Raw genomic sequence first — 24254 nt, forward strand, 5'->3', positions numbered from 1 at the left:
CCCCGGTCGGGGGCCCGGCACTCACGGAAGGGGTCCGAGGTGCGCGACGACACCACATCCGTCCTGGTCGTGGGCGGCGGCCTGGTCGGTCTGTCCACGTCGTTGTTCCTGTCCCGGCACGGCGTCGACCACATCCTGGTCGAGCGGCACGCCAGGACGTCCATCCACCCACGGGCATGGGGCCTGTACCCACGCACCCTGGAACTGTTCGACGCCCTCGGCGTGAGTGACGACCTGCTGACCGAGGCCGCCGGCTTCGCCGGACACACCCTCAACGGCAAGGTCGAGTCCCTGACCGGGCGAGAGCTGTCCATGACCCGCGTCCCGGAGCCCGAGGACGTGAGCGACATCAGACCCGTCGCGCGCATCCTCTCCCTGAGCCAGGACCGGATCGAGCCGATCCTGCTGCGCCGGGCCCGCGAGTTCGGCAACGAGCTGCGCTTCGGCACCGAACTGCACGCGCTGGAACAACACGCCGACCGCGTCACCGCCACCCTCCGCGACCGGGAGACCGGCGCCGAACGGCGCGTCACCGCCCGGTACCTGATCGCGGCCGACGGCGCCCACAGCCCCGTACGAGAGCGCCTCGGCATCGCCCGGCAGGGGCGGGGCACACTCCGCCACCAGATCAGCATCGTCTTCCGGGCCGATCTGCGCGGCCCGCTGCGCGGGCGCCGGTTCGCCGTCTGCCGGATCGCGGGCCCTGAGGTGGACGGCGTGTTCGGGCACGACGACACGCTGGAACGCGGCACGCTCATCGTCACCCACGACCCGCGGACCGAACCGTTCGACACGTACACCCCCGAGCGCTGCGCCGAGTTGGTCCGGGCCGCCGTCGGCGTGCCCGACCTGCCCGTGACCGTCCTCAGCACGCTGCCCTGGGAGATGGCCGCGCTGGTGGCCGAACGGTACACAGAGGGCCGGGTGTTCCTCGTGGGCGACGCCGCCCACGTCATTCCGCCGGTGGGCGGCTACGGCGCCAACACCGGCATCCAGGACGCGCACAACCTCTCCTGGAAACTCGCCGCGGTGCTCGCCGGCCAGGCCGGTGAAGCGCTGCTCGGCACCTACGACGCGGAACGCGGGCCGGTCGCCCGGGCGACCATGCGCCAGGCGGCGCTGCGGCTCGCGGCCCGGGCGGGCTCCGGCGACGGGCCGCGGGAGACGTCCGTCGCCGACCCCCTCAGCGTCATGTTCGGGTACCGCTACCGCTCCCCCGCGGTGATCGCCGATGACGACGAACGGGACGGCGACGCACCGGACTTCATCGATCCCCACACCCTGTCCGGCGCCCCCGGCACCCGCGTCCCACACCTCTGGCTGGACACGGACGGCGGCCGTATGGTGTCCACGCTCTCCCTGGCGGACCGCCGCCCCCTGCTCATCGCCGGCGCCAAGGCCACCGAGTGGTACGACAGCGCGCTCGCCGTGACGCGACGCACCGGCGTCCGCCTCGACGCCCTGCGGATGGGCGACGGCGTGCGAGAGCGGGAACGGTCCTGGCACGACGCGCTGGGGGTCACGGAGAACGGAGCGGTACTGGTCCGCCCCGACGGCTTCGTCGGCTGGCGCGCATCCGCTGCCCAGCCCTCCCCCGACCGGGTCCTGGACACCGTCGTGGCCCGGATCCTCGCCCGCGCGACCGCCTGAGCGGCGACGAGCCCCTCCCCCACCAGCGGTCCTTCAGACGTTTTCCACGCCCCGCCCGCACGATCGGCAACCACAGCGATCCGACCCAGCGAGGGAGATCACCATGAGCACCGCCGCAGCCGGGCCGGCGGCACCCGCCGCACGCTCCGACGCGATCGCGGTGATCGGCATGGCCTGCCGACTGCCCGGTGCCCCGGACCCCGGCTCCTTCTGGGAGTTGCTGCGCACCGGCCGTGACGCCATCACCGACGCACCCGCCGAGCGCTACGGCGAACTGGTGCCGTCCGCTCCGCCCAGGGGCGGATTCCTCACCGACGTGGCCGGTTTCGACGCCGGCTTCTTCGGCATCGCCCCTCGCGAGGCCGCCGCCATGGACCCGCAGCAGCGGCTGACACTGGAACTGGCCTGGGAGGCCCTGGAGGACGCCTTCGTCGTGCCCGGCAGCCTCAGAGCCTGTGTCACCGACACCGGGGTCTTCGTCGGAGCGATGGCGGACGACTACGCGCAACTGACCCACGCACGGGGCGCCTTCGCCGTCAGCCCGCACACACTTCCGGGCATCAGCCGCGGCGTCATCGCCAATCGGCTCAGCAACGTACTGGGCCTGGGCGGTCCCAGCCTCACCGTGGACACCGGTCAGTCCTCCGGCCTGGCCGCGGTGCACCTGGCCTGCGCCGCACTGTCGCGCGGGGACAGCGGCATCGCGCTCGCGGGAGCGGTGCACCTCAACCTCGCACCCGGCAGCGTGCTGGCGACCACGCGGTTCGGGGCGCTGTCGCGGGACGGACGCTGCCACACCTTCGACGCGCGCGCCAACGGATACGTGCGGGGCGAGGGCGGCGTCCTGCTGGTGCTCAAGCCGCTCGCCCGGGCGCTCGCCGACGGTGATCGCGTCCACTGCGTCGTCCTCGGCTCGGCCATGAACAGCGACGGCGGCCCCGACCCGCTGACCGTGCCGGGCCGCCGGGCCCAGGAGGACGTGCTGCGCCGCGCCTGCGCGGCGGCCGGCGTCGTGCCCGGGCAGGTGCAGTACGTCGAGCTGCACGGCACCGGCACCCGCGCCGGCGACCCGGTGGAGGCCGCGGCCCTCGGTGCCGTGTTCGGCGGCGGCCGGGCACCCGCCGACGCCCTGCGCGTCGGCTCGGCCAAGACGAACGTCGGGCACCTGGAAGGGGCCGCCGGCCTGGTGGGCCTGCTCAAGACGGCCCTGTGCGTACGCCACCGGCAACTCGCCCCGAGCCTGAACTTCACCACCCCGCACCCCGACATCCCGCTCACCGGCCTCGGCCTGCGCATGCAGACCGCGCTCACCGACTGGCCCCGCCCCGACGGACCGCCGCTGGCCGGCGTGTCGTCGTTCGGCATGGGCGGCGCGAACTGCCACGTCGTGGTCACGGCGCCACCCGCTCAAGCACCACCGCACCCGGAAACCTCCCGCGCGGACGTTCCCCTGCCCGTGCCGTGGCTGCTCTCGGCCCGCACCACTCCGGCCCTGCGGGCCCAGGCCCGCGCCCTGCTCGACCACCTGCGCCGGATCCGCGCGCCGGAGCCCGTGGACGCCGCCCGCACCCTGGCGACGGCCCGCACCCACCACGAGCACCGGGCCGCGCTGCTCAGCACCGACGGGTTGCCGCCGATGGAGGCGCTGGAGGCCCTCGCCGAGGGGCGCCCCGGCCCACGGGGGACGCGCGGCCGGTCCGGCGCCGGGGCCGGGCTCGCCGTCCTGTTCACCGGGCAGGGCGCCCACTGGCCCGGGGCGGGACGCGGACTGTACGCGGTCTTCCCCGCCTTCGCGCAGGCCCTGGACGAGATCTGCGGCCACTTCGACCCCCACCTCGACCGACCGCTGCGCGACCTGATGTTCCCCACTGCGGACGACGACCCCGCCGCAGCCGATCTGGCCCAGCGCACCGACTACGCGCAACCGGCCCTGTTCGCCCTCCAGACCGCCCTGCTAAAGCTGCTCGGAACCTGGGGCGTCAGGCCGACCGTGCTCGCCGGGCACTCCGTCGGCGAACTGGCCGCCGCGCACGCCTCGGGCGTGTTCTCGGCACGGGACGCGGCAGCGCTGGTCGCGGCCCGTGGCCGGCTGATGCGGCGGGCCGGGGGCGAGGGCGCGATGCTCGCCGTACAGGCGACCGAGGACGAGATGCGGGCCCTGCTGCCGGAAGTCCCGGGCGCGTGGGACATCGCCGCCGTCAACAGCCCGGAGTCCGTGGTCGTCTCGGGCGAGAGGGAGGCCGTCGAGCGGGTGGCGGCGCACTGGACCGCGCGGGGGCGCAGAGCCCGGCGGCTGCGCGTCGGCCACGCCTTCCACTCCCCGCTGATGGAACAGGTCCTGGAGGACTTCCGGCGCGTGGCGGCCGGCATCGACTACCTCCCGCCCCGGATCCCGGTCGTCTCGAACGTCACGGGCGGGTTGGCGACCGCCGAGCAGTTGTGCTCCCCGGACTACTGGACGCGGCACATCAGGGCCACCGTCCGGTTCGCCGACGGCGTCCGCACGCTCGACGCGCACGGGACCGGAGCCTACGTGGAGCTGGGCCCGGAGCCCGCCCTGACCGGTCAGGCCGCCCGCGGTCTGCCGCCCGTCGACTCCGAGGAGACCCCGGCGCCGACGCTGACCGCCACGCTCCGGCCGGGCCACGACGAGCCCACGGCGCTGCTGACCGCGGTCGGCCGCCTGCACGCGGCGGGGCAGCACGTCGACTGGTCGGCCCTGTTCGGCCCGGGACCGCGCGCGGACCTGCCGACGTACGCCTTCCAGCGCAGCCCCCACTGGCTGCCGGACGGACCCACCGCCACCCGCACCGCGCCCGCCTCCATCCCGTATACGGACGGTCCGCCGGAAGCGTCACAGCCGCCGCGGGAGACGACCGAACAGCCTTACTGGCAGCGCGCGTTGGCGGGCCGTGCCGGTCAGGACCGGTACCGCACCGCTCTGCACCTGGTGCGGTCCGAAGCCGCGGCCGTACTCGGGCATCCGGGGCCGACCGCCGTCGAACCGCACCGCTCCTTCCGGGACACCGGCTTCGACTCGGTCACCGGCGTGGAGTACCGGGACCGGCTGGCGGAGCTCACCGGACTGCGGCTGCCGACGACCCTCGTCTTCGACCGTCCCACCCCCGCCGACCTCACCGAACACCTCCTCGCCGAGGCGTCGCGCACCGAGCGGCAGACCCCTTCGCCCGCGTTGGCGGCCCTCGACCGGCTGCGGACGGCGCTGCGCGAGGAGCCGCCGGATCCCGTGGCGGGCGAGCGGCTCGCCGACGGTCTGCGGGAGCTGCTGTCCGGCCTTGCGCACACCACGGGCGCGCCCGCCCTGCCTTCCTCCGTGCCCGCCGACGTCACCGACCTCACCGACCTGACCGAGAAGATCGGAACCGCCACCGATGACGAAATCTTCGCCCTCATCGATCACGAGTTCGACGCCTGACGAGGACAGGCTGCGCGCCTATCTGAAACGGGCCACCCAGGAGCTGTACCGGACCCGGCAGCAGCTGGCCGAGCTCCAGGACCGGGACCGCGAACCCCTCGCCGTCATCGGGATGGCCTGCCGGTTTCCGGGCGGTGTGCACGGCCCGGCGGACCTGTGGCGCCTGGTCTCCTCCGGCACCGACGCCATCTCGCCGTTCCCGGCGAACCGGGGCTGGCGGACGGACGAGCTGTACGACGCGGACCAGGACACCCAGACCCCCGGCCGCACGTACACCCGCCTCGGCGGCTTCCTGCACGACGCCGACGAGTTCGACGCGGAGTTCTTCGGGATCAGCCCGCGCGAGGCGCTGGCCATGGACCCCCAGCAGCGGCTGCTGCTGGAGAGCGCCTGGGAGGCGCTGGAGCACGCGGGCATCGACCCGACCGGGCTGCGGGACAGCCGTACGGGCGTGTTCGCCGGGCTCACCGCCCAGGAGTACGCGTCGCTGACCCGGACAGGCGACGAGGGCGTCGAGGGCTACCTGCTGTCCGGCACCACCGTGAGCGTCGCCTCCGGACGTCTCGCCTATACCCTCGGCCTGCGCGGACCCGCCGTCACGGTCGACACCGCCTGCTCCTCCTCGCTGGTCGCGCTGCACCTGGCCGCCCGCTCGCTCCGCGCCGGCGAGTGCGAACTCGCGCTCGCGGGCGGGGCGTGTGTGATGGCCGGGCCGGGGATGTTCCTGGAATTCAGCCGGCAGCAAGGGCTGGCTCCGGACGGCCGGTGCAAGCCGTTCGCGGCCGCCGCCGACGGCACCGCCTGGGCCGAAGGAGTGGGCCTGCTCGTCCTGGAACGGCTGTCGGCGGCCCGGCGCAACGGACACCGGGTACTCGCGCTGGTACGGGGATCCGCCGTCAACCAGGACGGCGCCAGCAACGGTCTGACCGCCCCGAGCGGGCCGGCGCAGGAGCGCGTCATCCAAGACGCCCTGCGGGCCGCCGGGCTCGCCGCCGAGGACGTCGACGCGGTGGAGGCCCATGGCACGGGCACCCGGCTCGGGGACCCGATCGAGGCCCGTGCGCTACTGGCCGTCTACGGCCGCGAGCGGCCCGCCGACCGACCCCTGTGGCTGGGCTCGCTCAAGTCCAACATCGGGCACGCGCAGGCGGCCGCCGGAATCGGCGGTGTCATCAAGATGGTCCAGGCGCTCCGCCACGGGCAACTGCCGCCCACCCTGCACGTGGACGCGCCCACCCCGCACGTGGAGTGGGCGCGGGGCGGCGTGGAACTGCTCACCGAGGCCCGCCCGTGGCCCCACGTCGACCGGCCGCACCGGGCCGGCGTCTCCTCTTTCGGCATCAGCGGCACCAACGCGCACATGATCCTGGAAGCGGCGCCCGCGCCCGATCCGGTGGCTCCACCCACCGTCCGGGCGGACAGCGACCCGGTGCCTCCACCCGCCGACCGGGCCGACACCGACCCGGTGGCCCCGCACGCCCACCGGGCCGACACCGACCCCCTGCCCCCACCCACCCACCGGACAGACACCGACCCCCTGCCCTGGCCGCTGTCCGCCCGTACCGAACCGGCCCTCGTCCAGCAGGCCGCGCGGCTCGCCGACGCCCTGGCGGACACCGGGACCCCGCCGCACGCGGCCGACGTCGGGCACGCGCTGGCCGGCACCCGGGCCGCCCTCGAACACCGCGCGGTGGTGCTCGCCGGCGACACGGCCGGCTTCCGCGAGCTGCTCACCGGCCTGGCCCACGGGGAGGACTCGCCGGGGGTGGTCCGCGGCAGGGCGAAAGCGGGCCGCACCGTGTTCGTCTTCCCCGGGCAGGGCTCGCAGTGGCCCGGGATGGCGCGCGAACTGCTGGACGCGTCACCGGTCTTCCGGGAGCGGGTCCGGCAGTGCTCCGCGGCGCTCGCCCCGCACATCGACTGGTCGCTGACCGACGTACTGACCGGTGCCCCCAAGGCTCCGCCGCTCGACCGGGTCGACGTGGTGCAGCCCGTGCTCTGGGCGGTGATGGTCTCGCTGGCGGAGGTGTGGCGCGCTCACGGTGTGGTGCCCGACGCGGTCGTCGGGCACTCCCAGGGGGAGATCGCCGCCGCGTGCGTGGCGGGCGCCCTCTCGCTCCAGGACGCCGCGCGGGTGGTCGCCCTGCGCAGTCGCGCGCTGGTCCCGCTCACGGGAACGGGAGGCATGGCCTCGGTCGCGCTGCCCGCCGACCGGGTACGCGACCGGCTCGCCGACCCCCGGCTGACCGGCCGGGTGCATGTCGCGGGCGTCAACGGACCGGCGGCCACGGTGATCGCGGGCCCGGCGCCGCTGCTGGCCGCACTGGTCGCCGAGTGGGACGCCGGGGGTGTGCACGCGCGCGTGGTCCCGGTGGACTACTCCTCCCACACCCCGGACATGGAGGTGCTGCGCACCGACGTACTGGAGGTGCTGGCCGACATCACCCCGCGCCGGCCCGAGGTTCCCGTGTACTCGACCCGCACCGGCGCTCTGCTCGACGACGGCACGCCCATGGACGCCGTGCACTGGTTCGACAGCCTGCGCAGTCCGGTGCGGTTCCACGACGCCGTCACCGCTCTGATCGACGCGGGTCACGAGCTGTTCGTCGAATGCAGTCCGCACCCGGTGCTGACCATCGCCGTCCAGGACACCCTCGACTCCGCCGACGCCGCGGGAACGGCCCTGGGCACCCTGCACCGGGGCGACGGCGGCCGACGCAGGCTGCTCACCTCACTCGCGCAGGGCCATGTCCACGGCGCGAGCGTCGACTGGTCGACGCTCCTGCCGCCCGGCCGACCGGACACGGTGGAGCTGCCCACGTACGCCTTCCAGCGGCGCCGTCACTGGCTGGCCCAGCCCCCGGCCGCCGGGGACCCCGGTCGGCTCGGTGTGGCGGCGACCGGGCACCCGCTGCTCGGCGCCGCGCTCGACGCGGCCGCCGACGAGGGACTGCTGCTCACCGGCCGGCTCTCGGCGGCCGGGCAACCCTGGCTCGCCGACCACGTCGTCCACGACACGGTGCTGCTGTCGGGCACCACGCTGGTCGACTTCGCCCTGCACGCCGCCGACCGGCTCGACGGGCTCGTCCTGGACGATCTCGTCCTGGAGGCCCCCCTCGTCCTGCCCGCGACCGGCGCGGTGGACGTCCAGTTCGCCGCCACCGGGGCCGACGACACCGGCCGCCGCACCCTCACCGTGCACTCCCGTGCCGCCGGACCCGGGCACGAGACGCCGGCCCCGTGGACCCGGCACGCCTCCGGCTCGCTGGTACCGCCCGCCGGCCCGCCGGAGCCCGCGACGGCAGCCGCGTCGTGGCCGCCGGCCGGAGCCGAGCCGTTGGACGTCGCCGGCGCCTACGACCGGCTGGCGGCAGCCGGCTACCGCTACGGTCCCGCTTTCCGGAACCTGCGCGCCGCATGGCGACACGGCGAGGAGCTGTACGCCGAGGTCCGGCTCGCCCCGGACACCGACGTCACCGGATTCGCCGTCCATCCCGCGCTGCTGGACTCGGCGTTGCACGCGCTCGTCCTGCACGCCCTGGGCCAGGCGGCGGACGAAGGGCAGATCCTGCTGCCGTTCTCCTTCACCGGGGTGCGCACGCACGCGGTGGAGGCGGACGAGGTGCGCGTGGTGGTGACACCGACCGGGCCGCACCGGGCACAGTTGCTGCTCACCGACTCCCTCGGTGCGCCGGTGGTCACGGTCCGTGAGGTGACCCTGCGCCGGACGCCGCGTTCCGCGGTCCCGGCCACGGACCGGCCGCCGCAGGACGCCCTGTTCGAGGTGACCTGGCAGCCGGTGCCCGTCGCAGCGCCGGATGCCGACCTCCGCTGGGCGGTGCTCGGCGCCGCCCATCCGGCGCTGCCGCAGGCGCCGGCCCACGCCGACCCCTCGGCGCTCTCCTCGGCGCTCGAAGCGGGCGCTCCCGTACCCGACCTGGTGGCGGTCTTCTGGCCGCACCGCCCGGGAGAGCCCGCACCCCACGGGAGCGACCCGGTGGCGGCCGCCCACGAGGCCGCCCATCGCGCGCTGGCCCTCGTCCAGGACCTGCTGGCCGAGGACCGGGTGCGCTCCACGAGAGTGGTGATCGTGACCCGGGGCGCGGTCGCCGCGGGCCCCGCCGCCCCCGCCCCGGACCTCGTGACCGCCACCGTGTGGGCCTTGTTGAGGAGTGTGCAGAGCGAACATCCCGGCCGGTTCACGCTCCTCGACCTGGAGGACGGCCACGCCGAGGAGGACTGGACGGCCCGCCTGTCCACCGCCGTGTCGGCCGGTGAGCCGCAACTGGCGTGGCGTGATTCCGCCTGGCACGCGCCCCGTCTCACGGCGGCACCGCCGCGCGGGACGCTGTCGGCACCGCCCGGCGGAAGCCGGCACCTGGACGTCCGTACGCCGGGCACGCTGGAGGGGCTGGCCCTGGTCCCGGACGACCACGCGACGCGGCCACTCGGCGCCCTGGAGGTCCGCGTGGCCATGCGGGCGGCGGGCGTGAACTTCCGTGACGTCGTCGTGGCGCTGGACATGCTCGCGGGGCAGGAGGGGATGGGCCTGGAAGGCGCCGGCGTCGTCCTGGAGACGGGGGCGGGCGTGGAGGACCTCCGACCCGGCGACCATGTCCTGGGCCTCATGTCCGAGGGTGCGTTCGGGCCTGTGGCCATCGCCGACCGGCGCACGCTGGCGCGGATACCGGACGGCTGGTCCTTCGTAGGGGCCGCCACGGTGCCGGTGGTGTACCTGACCGCGTACCACTGCCTGGTCGAGCTGGCCGGGGTCGGCCCCGGCGACCGGGTCCTGGTGCACTCCGGGGCCGGCGGGGTCGGCCTCGCGGCCATCCAGCTCGCCCGGCACCTGGGCGCGGAGGTCTTCGCGACGGCGTCTCCCGCCAAGTGGGACACGCTGCGCGCGGCGGGCGTCCGCGACGACCACATCGCCGGCTCCCGCACCGACTCCTTCGAGGCGGCGTTCCGGCAGGTCACCGGCGAGGCCGGCATGGACGTCGTGCTCAACTCGCTCACCGGCCCGCTGCTCGACGCGTCGCTGCGGCTCCTGGGGCCCTGTGGCCATCTGATCGAGATCGGCAAGACCGACATCAGGGACCCCCAGGAGGTCGGCCGACGTCATCCGGGCGTCCGCTACGAGGTCTTCGACCTGCTCCGGGCCGAGCCGGGCCATGTCGGACGGATGCTCACCGACGTCCTCGACCTGTTCGACAGGGACGCGCTCACCCCGCTGCCGGTGACCACCTGGCCTTTGCGAGAGGGCGTACGGGCCCTGCGGCACCTGGCCCAGGCCCGGCACACCGGCAAGATCGTGCTGACCCTGCCGCCCGGTTTCGACCCCGGCGGCACGGTCCTGCTCACCGGGGGCACCGGCACACTGGGCCGGCTGCTGGCCCGCCACCTCGTGACCGAACACGGCGTACGGCACCTGCTGCTGGCCGGGCGCAGCGGCGCGGGCGCCGACGGGGCCGCCGAACTGGCCGAGGAGTTGGCCTCGTTCGGCGCCCGGGTCTCCTTCGCCGCCTGCGACGTGGCGGATCGCCCGGCGGTCGCCGCCCTGCTGCGGGACATCCCGGACGCCCATCCGCTCACCGCGATCGTGCACGCGGCGGGCGTCCTCGCGGACGGCACCGCCGAGACGCTCACGCCGGACGCCGTGGACCGGGTGCTGCGCCCGAAGGCGGACGCGGCCTGGCATCTGCACGAACTGACCCGGGGTATGCGGCTGTCGGCCTTCGTGAGCTTCTCCTCGGTGGTCGCCACCCTCGGCTCCGGGGGACAGGCGAACTACGCGGCGGCCAACTCCTTCCTGGACGCGCTGGCGCACCGGCAGCGCGCCGAGGGCCTGCCGGGCGTCTCGCTCGGCTGGGGGCTGTGGGCGCCGTCGGGCGGCATGACCGGGCATCTGTCGCAGGCCGACCGGGCCCGGATGGGCCGGGGCGGTGTCGCGCAGCTCTCGGTCGCGGACGGACTGGCCCTGTTCGACGCCGCGTTGGCGGCGGACGGGGCTCATGTTCTGCCGGTGCGGTGGGACCGGTCGGCGCTGCGCTCCCTCGCCGAGCGCGACAGCCTGCCGCCGTTGCTGCGGGAGCTCGGCGGCGTCCGTCCGCCGGCCCGGCGCACGGCCCGGCAGGCGGACGCCGGGGGCGGGCCCGCCTGGTCCCGGCAGCTGGCGGCGCTGTCCGCCGACCGGCACCGCGAGACTCTGTCGGAGCTGCTGCTCGCCGAGGTGGCGGCCGTGCTCGGGTACGGCGAGGGCGAGGAGATCGACATCGACCTGTCGTTCAAGGACATGGGGTTCGACTCGCTGGCCGGGGTCGAGTTGCGCAACAGGCTGACGTCGGCGACCGGGCTGCGGCTGCCGGCCACAGTGGTCTTCGACCACCCGACCGTCCCCGACCTGGTCGACCACCTGCTCGGCGGCCTCGTCCCGCCCTCGCCCGCGGCGGGCGACTGACTCCGGGAACATGCTCTGCGAACCTGCTCCGCGCAGGGGGCAGTACGGGCGGCGGGCCGTCGGTTCCACCCCGGGAGCCGACGGCTCGGAGTCCGGTTCAATACGCTTCTCCGGGTACCCGAAGCGCCGGTCGACCACGTGCCCCGACCGTGAGAAGGATGGCCGGGTCAGGGACAGGTCAGGGACATCCCCGGTCGGGAGCTGTTGCCAACTGCCTATAATTGGACCGCACGCGACGGAGGAACTCCAGGGAGACCCGGGTGATTGACCGATACGTCGCAGAGCTCGACCAGGCCTTGCGCGGCCCACGAGCGGTGAAGGCGGACATGATCGCCGAGGCTCGCGACAGCCTCTTGGACGCGGCCGAGGTGTACGAGGAGACCGGCCTCGACCGCGAGAGAGCCGAGCGGTGCGCCGTGGACGACTTCGGTTCCGTCCAGCTCATCGCTCCCGAGTACCAGGTCGAGCTGGGTCTTGCCCAGGGCCGTCGTACGGCGCTGTTGATCTGCGCCGTTCTGACCGTCCAGCCGGTGGCCTGGTGGGGGTTGCTGCATCTCGCCGGGCAGGGCGCGGACGACTCCGGAAGTACCGGCTACGCGCTGATCAACACCGTGGTGCGGTGGACCGGCGCCGGTGCCATCGTCATGGCACTGGCGGTGGTGATCGCGACGGGTGCCGGGGTGCGCTATCTGGGGCCGGCGTCTCGCCTCGTGCGGGTGGCCGGTGTCTTCGCCTGCGCCGTCAGTGTCGTGTTCGCCGTGCTGGGGCTGCTGCTGACCCTCTACAGCCCGGCCACGGACTCGCTCCTGGGGATCACCGGGCTGCCGGGCACCGCGCTCCTGCTCGGCGTGCCCCTGATCAGTATCGCCGTGGCGGGCCGCCGTTGCCTGAGTGCGGCGTAACCGCTGGGCGAGGCAGGCCAGTTCAACACCGCTTGACGCGTACTCGTCCCGGCAACGCCCAGGAGCAGCCGGGCCGGTGCCGAGGCACAACGCCGCCGGCCCCGCACCCATCCGTGGCGCCCTCGATGCCGGCAACGTGGGCCCGCACCCGCTGGTGGCTCCGCCAGATCCGCGGCACCAGACCATGCAGGGTGCGCTGACGTGGCACGTGCGCTGACGGGCCGCGGCCTTCCGCAGCCGCCGACGCGCCTGGCGGCGCTTGAACGCGGCTCTGTCGGCACACCGGGGCGCCACCGCACGGCCGCCCCCCGTCCGTGCGGTGCTGCGTCCCTGCGGTGCTGACCGGCGGCCGTCAGGCCGTCGCCGGTCCCGGGCGCAGGACACCCTCGACCATCGTGGCGAAATCCCGCCACTGCGTCCGCTCGGTGGCCAGCGCGCGGCTGCCCGCGGCGGTGAGCTGGTAGGTACGCCGTCTGCGGCCGCTCACCGTGCTCCACTCGCTCTCCACGAGCCCGGCCCGCTCGAGCCGGCGCAACGCGGGGTACAGCGAACCCGTCGGCAGGTCCAACGCCCCGCCACTGCTCACCTGAAGAGCCTCCATGACCGCGTACCCGTGCAGGGGCTCCTGTTCGAGCACCGCGAGGATCAGCGCGTCCAGATGGCCCCGTAGCGCTTCAGACATCATGTAGGCAATCTACATCATGTGCTAGCGTCGACCACCTACATGTAGGCAATCTATCTATCGGGGCATGAGACCCCTGGACTTCAGGGAGGTCGGGCTACGGTGGCCACGCCGAATCAGAGCCTTACCGAGGCAAGGGACCCGTCGGGGACGGCGAGGCTGAGCCTCTTCGAACGCATCGCACAGGTTTCGTACGGCCGTCGCTGGTGGGCCCTGGTGGGGTGGCTCGTCGCCCTGGTGGCGGTGAGCATGGGCTCGCAGGCCGTCGGCGACGACTACCGCAACGACTTCGGTCTGCCGGGCACCGAGTCGCAGAAGGCCCTGGACGTCCTTCAGGACCGGGCGCCCTCACAGGCCGGGGCCACCGTGACGATCGTGCTGGAGGCGAAGGACGGGCTCACCCCGCCGCAGACCCGTCAGCGGGTCGAGGCGATGCTGGCCGAGGTCGAGCAGGAGCCGCACGTCGTCAGCGTGATGAGCCCGTACGCGAACGCCCAGGCGGTCTCCGACGACGGCACCATCGGCTACGCCTCCGTCTCGCTGGACGAACAGTCGGAGGAGATCCCGACCGAGGACTCCCAGCAGATCATCGACACCGCCCAGAAGGCGGAGTCGAGTGGTCTGCGCGTGGAGCTGTCGGGCGATCCGGTGCGTGCCGCCCAGGGCGAGGACAGCGGATCGGCCGAGATGATCGGCATCCTGGCCGCCCTGGTGATCCTCGTGCTGCTCTTCGGGTCCCTGTTCGCCGCCGTACTGCCCGTCGCCATCGCGCTGTTCGCTGTCGGCACCACGCTCGGGCTGATCATCCTCGCCTCGCACGTGGCGACCATCGCCAACTTCACCGCGCCGCTGATGATGCTGGTCGGCCTGGGCGTCGGCATCGACTACGCCCTGCTGGTGTTCTCCCGCTTCCGCAGCGAGCTGTTCGCCGGATCCGACCGGAAAACGGCCACCACCAAGGCGATCGACACCGCAGGACGCACGGTGTTCTTCGCGGGCTGCACCGTCATCGTGGCCCTTCTCGGACTCGTCGTGCTGGGGCTGGGCTCGCTCCAGGGGGTGGCCGTGGCGGTGGCGCTGACCGTACTGCTCACCATGATCGCCTCGTTGACCCTGCTGCCCGCGCTGCTGGGCATCTTCGGCGGCCGGATCGAGAAGCAGGTGCGCCGCCGTGCCGAGCAGGGCAAGACCGCCGACGGCAGGCGCTGGGCCGGCTGGACGGCCGCCGTCCAGCGCAGGGCCTGGGTGGCCGCCCTGGTGCCGACCGCGGTGCTCGCGGCCCTCTCCCTGCCCGCCCTCGACATGCGGCTCGGCTTCGCCGACGCCGGCACCGACGCCACCTCCACCACCACCCGACAGGCCTACGACCTGCTCGCCGAGGGCTTCGGCCCGGGCTTCAACGGACCGCTGATCGTGGTCGTCGAGGGCGACTCGGCGGCCGCTTCGACGGCGCGGGCGGAGTTGGAGGACACCGAGGGCGTCGCCGCCGCGCTCCCGCCGCAGTCGGTGGGCGACGACCTCTCCACGCTCATCGTCTTCCCGGACTCCGCACCGCAGGACGCCTCCACCAACGAGTTGGTCGGCCATCTGCGCGACGACGTGCTGGCCTCGACGGCCCAGGAGACGGGAGCCACCTTCGTGGTCGGCGGCAGCACCGCGACCGCCGACGACTTCTCCGACGCCGTCGCCGAACGGCTGCCCGCCTTCATCGCCGTCGTGGTGGGCCTGTCGGTGCTCCTGCTCCTGCTGGTGTTCCGTTCGGTGCTGATCCCGCTCAAGGCAGCGGTGCTCAACCTGCTCAGCGTCGGCGTCGCCATGGGGATCATGACCCTGGTCTTCCAGAACGGCGTCCTGGGCGTCGAGAAGGGTCCCATCGAGGCCTACGTCCCGGTGATGATCTTCGCCATCGTCTTCGGCCTGTCCATGGACTACGAGGTCTTCCTGCTCTCCCGCATGCACGAGGAGTGGGAGCGCAGCAAGGACGCCGCCCTGGCGATCCGGCAGGGCCTGGCCACCACGGGACAGGTGGTGACCGCCGCCGGCGCGATCATGATCGTGGTCTTCGGCGCCTTCATGTTCAGCGGCGACCGGATGCTCATGCAGTTCGGCTTCGGCCTGGCCGTGGCCGTCTTCGTCGACGCCGCGATCATCCGGTGCCTCATTCTGCCGGCGGTGATGCACCTGTTCGGCAAGTACGCCTGGTGGCTGCCCGACGGCGTGGCCAAGCGCCTTCCCCGGGTCGCCATCGAACACTCCTGACGGGAGCAATCCCCCGTCTCCCGGCAGGAACAGGCCGGCCCTCCCGACTCCGGGAGGGTCGGCCGTGCCCGTTCCAAGCCCTCTTGTCACCACTGGACCATGCCTCGCCCACACCACGCCTCGACCAGAAGTCGAGGCGCCCCACACAGGATGCGAAGACCCGAATCGACGACGAGGGGCGAGGTCGGCGGATGAAGGTACGGCGAATACTGCGAGGGTGCGGCCGGATGTTTCTGTCACTCGCGCGCACCCTGGGGGCCGGGTCTCAAGTCATGGGAGCCCTCGCCATCGGCATGCCCCCGCCGCCCGAACTCTTCGCGCACTACCCGCACCCGGGGAGCGAACCGGAAGAGGATCACACTCCGAAAGCGGGATCACCGCATCCGGCCGACGAGGACTCCACGGGAGAACCGGCGCCAGGACATCCGGAGCGACTGACACCGCATATTCCGCCGGCCCCCGAGGAACGGGCGCTCTGGTCGCGATTGCGCTGAGGTCGTCGTGCGGGGTCATGCGACAGCGTCGCCGCCGGCACCGGGCGTTCCGCGGACAGGTGCGGGCCCTTGCCGGTTGCGGCCGTTCCACTTGCGCACAAACAGCACAACAGCCGTAGGAAGAGTGCCCCATTGTGGCGCGACCCTTCCCAAGGCAAAGTCCTAGGCAAAAATGGTCAAGCCGCGTCTCATCGGCCACACCCGCCAGGGACGCGGCAGGAACACCACACCACCAAATCGGGGGATCGACAGGATGTGCCACTGCTCAGGGCCACACGTCGGGATCACCTTCACCACGGTCGCCGGGCCACGGGTGCGAAGTCTGCCCGCATAGCGGAGCCGGCCCTGACGGAACGTTCGGCCCCTGCACGGGCCGGCAGCGTCCGACACCAGGGACCACGCACAGGAGACCGAGCGCCGGTCGACGGCCGCGCAAGCGGAGTCCGGACGGGCACTGCACCACGCGGGTGCCACCTCGTCCTCACTCCGCCCGCCGCGCAGGTGAATTCAGCCACCCGGTTCCACCGGGATCGCCGTGCGCGCGTTCAGCTGGGGTGCAGCTCGGCCACAGGCACGACCGGCCTCGCCACAACACACCACCACCTCCCTCATTTCACACTGACGAACATGCCGAAGGGGCCGACCGGGCGTCCGTCCGGCCGGCGACAGACAGTGATTTCGTATTGACACGAAGGGTGTGGAGGCCATGCAGATCAGCCTGTTGGGGCCGCTTTCAGTCACGCTGAACGGAACGGACGTCACCCCTACAGCGCCCAAACCACGGCGAATCCTCGCGCTGCTCGCCGCCTCGGCGAACCAGGTGGTTCGCAACGAGCAGCTGATCGAAGAGGTGTGGGAGGACCGGCCGCCCTGCAGTGTGGCGACGACACTGCAGACGTACATCTACCAACTGCGCAAGTCCCTGCGCCTGACAGCCGGTCCCGCTCTGGGGCAGGCTCCTGAGGAGCTGCGGACGTACACGGGCGGTTACATGCTGACGCTGCCGCCCCAGGATCTGGACTCCCTTCGCTTCGAGGAACGAGCGCAGCAGGGCCGGGCCCAGCTCTCGGTCGGCGAGGTCGATCGGGCCGCGCACACCCTGCGGGAGGCCCTGCAACTGTGGCGCGGGCCGGCGATGGTCGACATGAACCCGGGCCCCGTGCTGGTGTCGGAGGCACTGCGGCTGGAGGAGTTACGCAAGAGCGTGCTGGAACTGCGCATCGCGGTGGACCTGCGGCTGGGCTACCACCACGAGTTGCTCGCGGAGCTGATCAAACTGGCGGCCTCCCAGCCCACCCACGAGGGATTCCAGGCCAAGCTGATGATCGCCCTCTACCGTGCCGGGCGGCGCTCGGAGGCCTTACAGGTGTATCACCAAACCAGAGAAAGCCTGGTGAAGGAACTGGGCGTGGACCCCTGCGGGATGCTCCAGCGGCTGCACCACGCGATCCTCACCGGTGACCTGGAATCCGGTGCGGCGCGGGACGCGACGCTCGAGGCGTCGTGGCTGCCGCAGGCGGCGCGTGACATGGACGAGGCCAGATCCTGATCCAAGAGGTCGAACACATCCGTGAGTTGGGGTACTCGCGGGACCGCGCTCATGGCAGGGACCCGAGACATCACCCGGGGCCTTGCCGTGGCGGCCGCGCTTCAGATACCCCCGGATCACAGGACCAGGAAGTACCCGGCAGGCACGAGCGTGCCGCTCACATCCCCTTCAGGCCGTGGGCCGTGGCCAGTGCCACCACGACGGACCCGGGAGCGATGGCGCCCGATCCGCGGGCCTGGCCGACCGCGACCACGGCGGCCGCGCTGCTCGGTTCGAGCGGCAGACCGGACCGCCACAGCCGACGCGTCCCGGCGGTCGCCGCGGCGTCGTCCACCACTTCCGCCCGGCCGCCGGAGCGCCGTACGGCCTCCACGGCCTGCAACGCCACGGTGTTGCCCGCGAGCGAGGGCATCACGGCGGTGGCGCCCGGGAAGCGACCGTGCGGGTCGTCGCCGCGCAGCACGGCGGCGACCCGGGGGAACGGCTCCACCAGGCACAGCCGCGGCACGCGCCGCGTCCCGCACACCTCGCGGAAGCCGAGATACAGGCCCCACGCCAGGTCCCCGCGGGAGGCGGGTACGACGACCCAGTCGGGGACGCGGTCCGCCAGATCGGCGAGGATCTCCGTGGCGAGCGGCTTGTAGCCCTCGATCCCGAAGGCGCTGCTGCCGACCGGCGGCACGGGCACGTTGGTGACCGGCAGCACCGTCCGGGAGCCCAGGTACCTCGCGAGATGCCGCCAGCGCAGGCCCGCCTCCGGGAAGGACACGACCTCGGCCCCGAGATCGCGCATCAGGGTCACGACGTGTGCGGGGGTGTCGTCCGCGACGGCGATCTCGCAGCCCAGCCCGGCACGCGCGCAGTAGGCGGCGAGTGACACGCCCGCGTTGCCGGAGGACGCCGCCGCCACGGTCTCGTACCCGGCGTACAGGGCCCGGGCGACCGCGACCGCGCTGAATCGGTCCTTGTGCGAGCCCGTGGGGTTGGCGCCCTCCCACTTCAGCCGCAGATCGACGTCACCGCCGTTGTCCGCGCACAGCAGTGGCGTGCCGCCCTCGCCCAGGGAGGGCGCCCCCTGGTAGGGCAGCAGCACGCCGCCGGTGCCGTTGCGCGGGGCGTACGCGCAGGCCAAGTTGGCCGGCGTGCCGTTCCCGAGGCAGGAGGGGCAGCCTCTCGGGTGGTCCCCGACGGGCTGGTGGCCGCCGCAGCGGACGCACTCCAGGGAGCGCAGGTCCGGGTTCTGCGTGACGGTCCGGGACATCGATTCGCCCCCTGGTCAGTCGATCACCGTCAGGCGTCGTTCCAGGGTGGTCAGCAGCCGGTTGCCCCGCGAGGTCACCACGAACGGGTCCTCTATCTGTACCGCGCCGAGCCCGAACTCGTAGTAGGGCGTTTCGAAGTTGACCACGGTCCCCTCCTCGAGGCGGTCGTCGTTGTCGGGCGTGATCAGGACGGGGTCGTAGATCTCGACCCCGATGCCGTGCCCGACATGATGCCGACGGTAGTGCGGCACACCCGCCTCGCGGACCGCTTCCACGGTCACATCGAACAGCTCTTTTCCGGCCATGCCGGGGCGGGCCTCGGCCAGCGCCCGCTCCTCCCCGGCCACCATCGCCGCGTGACAGCGAGCGAGCCGCTCGGAGGGCTCGCCCAGGCTGTAGAGGCGAGCGATGTCGGACCAGTAGCCGTCGAGGACGCAGCCGACGTCGAGCCAGAGGGAGTCACCGCGGCGCAGCGGCTCGCGGGAGGCAGCCTGGCCCGCGACACCGCCGCGGCCGAAGCGGATCATGGCGAACTTCGGCCGGGCCCCCGCACAGACCACTGTCTCCTCGAACGCCCGCACGAGTTCACGTTGGGTGATGCCGGGGAGGGCCGCGGCCGTGACCGCGCGGATGCCCTGCTCGGTCAGGGCGGCGACCGCCGTCAGCCGGCGGATCTCCTCGGCGGTCTTGACCTTGCGGGTCCAGCGCAGGACATGGGATCCGAGCCGTACGTCGGCCCCCGGCACCGCCTCCCGCAGGGCGTCGAGGAGACCGTGCGGTACGCCCTCCTCGTCGACGGCGATCCGCGCCCGGGCCAGGCCGGCCTGCCGCAAGGTGTGCACCAGGCCGTCGAGGGCGGTGGCGGGGGCCGGCCCGTCCACCGCGATGCGCCACAGTGCCTCCTCCTCGTCGGTCAGGACGACGTCCTCGCCCCTTCTCCCGGTAGAAGGTCCCGTAGCCGACGGCGGACGCCACGGGAGGCAGGACGTCCTGCACCTGATCGGCGTCGCACCGGGAGGTGACCAGGCGCACGTGCCCGGGCCGGTCACGGGTGACCACGGCGTAGAACTGCCCGGAGTGCGGGAACACCTCCAGTGCCACGCTCGAGACACCGGTGAGGTAGTACACGTTCTCGTACGTGGTGGCGACCACGGCGTCCAGGCCCAGTTCGTCCATCCGCGCGGTCAGCCGCTCCAGGTTCGCCGGCATCGATGCTCCCTTCCGGCCGGTCACCATGTCGGTGCGGGCAGATCGTCGTTGCCCGCCCGGACCTCGGGCACGGCCGGGCTGACCGGATTGCGGGCGGCCTCGACCAGTGCGTCGAGCGTGGTGAGTCCGGCCTCCTCGATGGTCTGGAGCAGGCCTCGCGACCAGAGCCAGTCGTCGTCGAAGGTCTCCCCGAGGTAGTTCGCGCCGTCGTCCGCCGCGACCACGATGATGCGGCTGCCGGGGTGGTGGTGGGCGTGGTGCAGCGCCCCGAACAGGGCGAGGCCCGCGGACTCCCCCACCAGGACGCCCTCGGTGCGGGCCAGCAGCCGGCAGGTGGCCGTCCCCTCGTGGTCGGCGACCATGTGCACCCGGTCGATGACCGACCGGTCCAGGCAGCCGGGGTGCCAGCCGAGTCCGATGCCCCGGGTGGCCCAGGTGCCGTGCGGGTAGCCGAAGGTCGCGGAGCCGATCACGTCCACTCCGACGGTGACCACCTCGGGCCTGGCGCCTTTCACGGTGGCGGAGATGCCGCTGATGTGTCCGCCGGTGCCGACCACGGTGACCAGGGTGTCGAAGTCGGGGTCGTCGTCGAGCAGTTCGCGGCCGGTGGTCTCGGCGTGCGCGAGCGGGTTGGCGGGGTTGTTGTACTGGTCGGGCCAGAACGAGCCGGGGATGTCCGCGACCAGTTCCTTGACCCGCTGGATGCGGGCGCCCTGCATGGACCCCTGGGCATCCGGTTTGTCGACGACCTCGATCTCGGCGCCGAGAGCGGTGGCGTAACTCAGCATCGACCGCGGTGCCTTGCGGTCGGTCACGAGGACGATCCGGTAGCCCCTGACCACGCCGATCAGCGCGAGCGCCTTGCCGACGTTGCCCGAAGTGGACTCGATGATGGTGCCGCCCGGGCGGAGCAGCCCGTCGCGTTCGGCGTGGGTGACCATCGACAGCGTCGAGCGGTCCTTGATGCTGCGGCCGGGGTTCCAGCCCTCCAGCTTGATCAGGATCTCCGATCCGCCGACCGACCAGCGCGGCAGCCGGACCACCGGCGTGTGCCCGATGGTTTCCAGGAGGCTGTCTCGGATCACGGTTTGACCTCGCAGAGTTCGGTGTCCGTCACGGGTGTCCTCCGGTCGGCGGGGCGGCGTATCCGCCCGTCACAGGGCGAGCCGCACCCGGTAGTGGTCCAGCCACAGGTTGAGCTGGAGGATGAGTTCGACGCTCGCGCGGGCCATCCGGTCCTTCACCAACCGGTCCGGCTGGGCGACGAGTTCGGTGGCCGCCGCGAGGTCCGTCAGCGGCCGGGCCGGCGCCTCGGGATCGGCGAGCATCGCCTTGAACTCCTCCTGGAGCCGCGCCGGGTAGCCGGGGTCATGGCTGATCGGGGTGGCGCTGCGGGGCCTGCGCACCACTTCCTGCGGCAGCAGGTCGGCGATCGCCTCGCGCAGCAGTCCCTTCTCGATGTCGCCGTGCCGGTGCAGGGCGGCCGGGATGTTGTACGTGTACTGAAGGAGCTCGTGGGTGTTCACGGGCGAGCGGACCTGGAGCCCGGTGGCCGCGAAGATCGAGGAGTCGCCGCGGAACTGGGTCAGCACCAGGTAGGCGACCGTACGCATCTTGCGGGCCCAGTCGTCCTCCTCCGGCAGGTGCTCGACGTCGGCGACGGCGGTGGCGTAGGTGTCCGCGTAGTAGGTGGGCAGGTCGAGTCCCGCCAGCAGGTCCTTGTTGACGAGCCCCGTGCCGAAACCGTTCCGCGCCCCGTGCCGCTGGGCCAGGGCGACCCACGGGAAGGTGCCGGACTCGACGAGTCCGCGGTCGTTGCACCAGGTGGCGCCGAGGAACGCGTTGTCCGCGCCGAGCCCGGTGAACACCACCTTGTGCCCGTCGGCCGCCACCCGCTGGAGGAAGAGCTGCTGCCAGGCGTCCATGTCGTAGATGCGGGTCGGGCAGTCCTTGGCGCGCAGCATGGCCAGGCGGACGACCGGATCGAGGATGTCGGCCGCTTCGAGCCGCACCACGTGGTGCCGCGCGGCGACGTGCTCGGCGACCATGCGGGCGTACGGCTCGTCCTTGCTGGTGCGCATGGCGTCCGAGCGGAAGGCGTCGTAGGCGTAGTCGATGGTGTACGTGTTCAGCCGGCCCAGGTCGCGGCGCCGCAGTTCGGCCGCGATCAGCGCCGTGACGCAGGACGAGTCGACGCCCCCGGAGAGCGTGACGGCCGCCCGCTCGGGGTCGGACGGCGTGGTGGCCCGGGCGCTGTCCTCCAGCATGGCCCTGATCTTGGCCACGGTGGTCGGCAGGTCGTCGGTGTGCGGGCGGCTCTCCAGCCGCCAGTACTGCCGACGGGTCCAGCCCGAGCGGCCGAACACGGCGATCTCGCCGCCCTCCACCTGGGAGAAACCGGAGAACAGCGGTCCGGTCGGCACGGCGTGGCAGATCACCTCGCGCAGCCCGGCCGCGTGCACCACGGGCTGCACTTCGGGGTGGGCCAGCAGGGCCTTGCGCTCCGAGCCGAAGACCACGCCGGTGGGGGTCTCGGTGAAGAAGAGCGTCTGCCCGCCGAGTTGGTCCCGGGCAAGCACCAGTTCCTCGGTGCGGCCGTCCCAGACGGCGAGGGCGAACGCGCCGCTGAGCCACGGCACGAAGTCGGTACGCCACTGAAGGTACGCCTGGGTGAAGAGCTCGGCCGCACCGGCGTCCGGGGCGGCCGGCCGGCCCACGCCGCGCAGCCGCTCGCGCAGTGCGGGGAGCCCACCGGGGGCGCCGGTGAGGCAGACGACGACCGTGTGGCCGTCGGCCTCGGTCACGACGGGCTGCCGCGTGTCCCCGGGTTCCACCGACAGCGCCCGGTGCCCGAAGGCCGCCCGGGTCGAGGTCCACACCCGCTCGCCGTCCGGTCCCCGGTGAGCGAGGGAGGCGGTCATCGCGGTGATCACCGGCCGTTGCAGGACCAGGTTGCGCGAGAAGTCGATCCAGCCGACCAGACCTGACATGTGTTCGCCCTCCGACGTCCGTCCGTAGTCCCCGCACCGTCGTCCGCCGCCGACGGGGCCGGCACCGGATCGGTTCCTCACGCTTGCGGCGGGGTCTCGAAATCGGGTCGTGGGCCGCTGGAGCGGTGGACCGCGCGGCGGCCACCCGGTGATCATCTTGATTGCCTACATGTAGGCTGTCTATATTCGAGGGGAAGGCGGCCCCTTCCGGCCCGTCCGGATGTCGGCCGACTCGGCGCTCGTAGCGAGCGCCAGAAAGGGGAGCAAGCGCATGGCCATCAAGGAGACAATGACCCGGAATGACCTGCGCGAACTACCTTGGGTGACGATCGTCGCGCTGGGCGTCTTCGCGCTCGTCCGCCCCGTGCTGAGCATCGTGGGGGCGTATGACGACGGGCCGCTGAAAAAACCGGTGGGCCCGTTGATCTTCACCACGCTGATCATCGTCGTGTGGATCGCCACCGCCATGGTGCGCCGGTTCCCCCGCCCGGTGCCGACGCTGACGTTCGCCGGCCTGGCCTACGGCGTGCTGGCGCTGCTGCTGAACCTCTCGCTTCAGCCGTTCCTGGACAGCGCGGAGGTGCCTCCGGTGCCCGGCATGATCGGCATCCTCGTCTTCAACGCCGCACAGGGCGCCGTCTGCGGTCTGGTCGCCCTGGGGCTGCTGCGCCTGCGGGCACGCTCCGGCGGGGCGTGACGACGCTCCAGGATCGGGGCCGCTCCCGGACCTGCGGGCGGGCGTGCGGGCGGGTGTGGCTGAGGTGCTTCCTGGTGCGTAATACTCACTGAATGAACGCAAGCGTTACGCCCAGGAGCGGGCCGACCACCATACGGCGGGCCGTCGCGCGGGACGCCAAGCGGCTCACGCGGCTCGTGCGTGGCTCACGCGCCTACGAGGGGCAGTACGCGGCCATGGTCGCGGGCTATCGGGTGGGTCCCGACTACATCGAGACCCACCGCGTCTTCCTGGCCGTCGCCGCCGACGAGCACGAGAGCCGGGTACTCGGGTTCTACTCGCTCGTCCTCTTCCCACCGGAACTCGACCTGCTGTTCGTCGCCGACGGAGCACAGGGACGCGGTATCGGACGGCTGCTCGTCGCGCACATGAGGTCCGAGGCCCGCGCCGCCGGGCTCGACCGGGTCCGGGTGGTGTCGCATCCTCCCGCCGAGGGCTTCTACCGCAGCGTGGGCGCGGTGCACACCGGGACCGCGTCCGCGAACCCGCCCGCCGTGGTGTGGGACCGCCCCGAGCTGGAGTTCCGCATTCCGCCCGACGCCGCGAGGGCGCCGGGCGGAATCCTCCAGAGCCGTCCGAAGGTGCCGACTCGTCCGGGTCCGGGCGGAGCGGCATAGGGCCGCGAGCG

13 protein-coding genes and 1 pseudogene are annotated in these 24254 nt (G+C 72.9%); 8 read left to right on the plus strand and 6 right to left on the minus strand.

The window, feature by feature from the left end; translation table 11 throughout:
• The first annotated feature begins 39 nt into the window (after window positions 1-39).
• The 4 genes from AB0I77_RS21890 (at window position 40) to AB0I77_RS21905 (ending at window position 12445) form a co-directional block, all read left to right on the plus strand.
• A complete protein-coding gene (locus tag AB0I77_RS21890; RefSeq protein ID WP_363284316.1) occupies window positions 40-1650 on the plus strand; it encodes an FAD-dependent monooxygenase in 1611 nt (536 codons plus the stop codon).
• 103 nt (window positions 1651-1753) lie between these two features.
• A complete protein-coding gene (locus tag AB0I77_RS21895; protein WP_363284317.1) occupies window positions 1754-5086 on the plus strand; it encodes a beta-ketoacyl synthase N-terminal-like domain-containing protein in 3333 nt (1110 codons plus the stop codon).
• Complete coding sequence (locus AB0I77_RS21900) at window positions 5043-11543, plus strand: type I polyketide synthase (protein ID WP_363284319.1); 6501 nt, start codon at window positions 5043-5045, stop codon at window positions 11541-11543. Before AB0I77_RS21895 ends, AB0I77_RS21900 begins: the two co-directional genes overlap by 44 nt.
• Before the next feature lie 260 nt (window positions 11544-11803).
• The gene (locus tag AB0I77_RS21905) at window positions 11804-12445 is read left to right on the plus strand and encodes a permease prefix domain 1-containing protein (RefSeq protein WP_363284320.1); all 642 of its coding nucleotides are present in this window, start codon (window positions 11804-11806) and stop codon (window positions 12443-12445) included.
• A gap of 352 nt (window positions 12446-12797) precedes the next feature.
• On the opposite strand, the gene AB0I77_RS21910 is transcribed toward AB0I77_RS21905, so the two are convergent.
• Window positions 12798-13130, minus strand: coding sequence for a PadR family transcriptional regulator (locus AB0I77_RS21910; protein WP_363284321.1), 333 nt, complete (start codon window positions 13128-13130; stop codon window positions 12798-12800).
• 246 nt (window positions 13131-13376) lie between these two features.
• Between AB0I77_RS21910 and AB0I77_RS21915 the strand changes: the two genes are divergently transcribed.
• Complete coding sequence (locus AB0I77_RS21915; protein WP_363284529.1) at window positions 13377-15386, plus strand: MMPL family transporter; 2010 nt, start codon at window positions 13377-13379, stop codon at window positions 15384-15386.
• A gap of 1200 nt (window positions 15387-16586) precedes the next feature.
• Complete coding sequence (locus AB0I77_RS21920) at window positions 16587-17429, plus strand: AfsR/SARP family transcriptional regulator (protein ID WP_363284322.1); 843 nt, start codon at window positions 16587-16589, stop codon at window positions 17427-17429.
• Between the two features lie 157 nt (window positions 17430-17586).
• On the opposite strand, the gene AB0I77_RS21925 is transcribed toward AB0I77_RS21920, so the two are convergent.
• The 5 genes and pseudogenes from AB0I77_RS21925 to AB0I77_RS21945 form a co-directional block, all read right to left on the minus strand.
• Window positions 17587-18690 carry a pyridoxal-phosphate dependent enzyme gene (locus AB0I77_RS21925; protein WP_363284323.1) on the minus strand — a complete coding sequence of 368 codons (1104 nt, stop codon included), beginning with the start codon at window positions 18688-18690 and terminating at the stop codon, window positions 17587-17589.
• Window positions 18691-18705: 15 nt separating this feature from the next.
• Window positions 18706-19572 carry a Xaa-Pro peptidase family protein gene (locus tag AB0I77_RS21930; RefSeq protein WP_363284324.1) on the minus strand — a complete coding sequence of 289 codons (867 nt, stop codon included), beginning with the start codon at window positions 19570-19572 and terminating at the stop codon, window positions 18706-18708.
• A 211-nt stretch (window positions 19573-19783) separates the two neighbouring features.
• Window positions 19784-19927 (minus strand): annotated as a pseudogene (locus tag AB0I77_RS21935) (aminopeptidase P family N-terminal domain-containing protein); the annotation flags it as partial.
• A complete protein-coding gene (locus AB0I77_RS21940) occupies window positions 19921-20985 on the minus strand; it encodes a cysteine synthase family protein (RefSeq protein WP_363284325.1) in 1065 nt (354 codons plus the stop codon). The pseudogene AB0I77_RS21935 and the gene AB0I77_RS21940, both read right to left, overlap by 7 nt.
• Window positions 20986-21054: 69 nt before the next feature.
• Entirely contained in the window at window positions 21055-22890 is a 1836-nt protein-coding gene (locus AB0I77_RS21945) for an asparagine synthetase B (RefSeq protein ID WP_363284326.1), read from the minus strand.
• Window positions 22891-23161: 271 nt separating this feature from the next.
• On the opposite strand from AB0I77_RS21945, the gene AB0I77_RS21950 reads away from it, so the two are divergent.
• Window positions 23162-23587 (plus strand): hypothetical protein, encoded by a 426-nt coding sequence (locus AB0I77_RS21950; RefSeq protein WP_363284328.1) that lies wholly within the window; start codon window positions 23162-23164, stop codon window positions 23585-23587.
• 92 nt (window positions 23588-23679) lie between these two features.
• Complete coding sequence (locus tag AB0I77_RS21955; protein WP_363284330.1) at window positions 23680-24243, plus strand: GNAT family N-acetyltransferase; 564 nt, start codon at window positions 23680-23682, stop codon at window positions 24241-24243.
• Window positions 24244-24254 lie beyond the last annotated feature (11 nt).

It is taken from the genome of Streptomyces sp. NPDC050619, assembly GCF_040654815.1.
Taxonomy (GTDB): Bacteria; Actinomycetota; Actinomycetes; order Streptomycetales; family Streptomycetaceae; genus Streptomyces.

Bases quoted from the DNA above. Each gene is read 5' to 3' on its own strand.
- AB0I77_RS21895 (WP_363284317.1), top strand. From the start codon at position 1,754: ATGAGCACCGCCGCAGCCGGGCCGGCGGCACCCGCCGCACGCTCCGAC.
- AB0I77_RS21900 (WP_363284319.1), top strand. From the start codon at position 5,043: ATGACGAAATCTTCGCCCTCATCGATCACGAGTTCGACGCCTGACGAG.
- AB0I77_RS21910 (WP_363284321.1), bottom strand. From the start codon at position 13,130: ATGATGTCTGAAGCGCTACGGGGCCATCTGGACGCGCTGATCCTCGCG.
- AB0I77_RS21915 (WP_363284529.1), top strand. From the start codon at position 13,377: ATGGGCTCGCAGGCCGTCGGCGACGACTACCGCAACGACTTCGGTCTG.
- AB0I77_RS21920 (WP_363284322.1), top strand. From the start codon at position 16,587: ATGCAGATCAGCCTGTTGGGGCCGCTTTCAGTCACGCTGAACGGAACG.
- AB0I77_RS21925 (WP_363284323.1), bottom strand. From the start codon at position 18,690: ATGTCCCGGACCGTCACGCAGAACCCGGACCTGCGCTCCCTGGAGTGC.
- AB0I77_RS21945 (WP_363284326.1), bottom strand. From the start codon at position 22,890: ATGTCAGGTCTGGTCGGCTGGATCGACTTCTCGCGCAACCTGGTCCTG.
- AB0I77_RS21950 (WP_363284328.1), top strand. From the start codon at position 23,162: ATGGCCATCAAGGAGACAATGACCCGGAATGACCTGCGCGAACTACCT.
- AB0I77_RS21955 (WP_363284330.1), top strand. From the start codon at position 23,680: ATGAACGCAAGCGTTACGCCCAGGAGCGGGCCGACCACCATACGGCGG.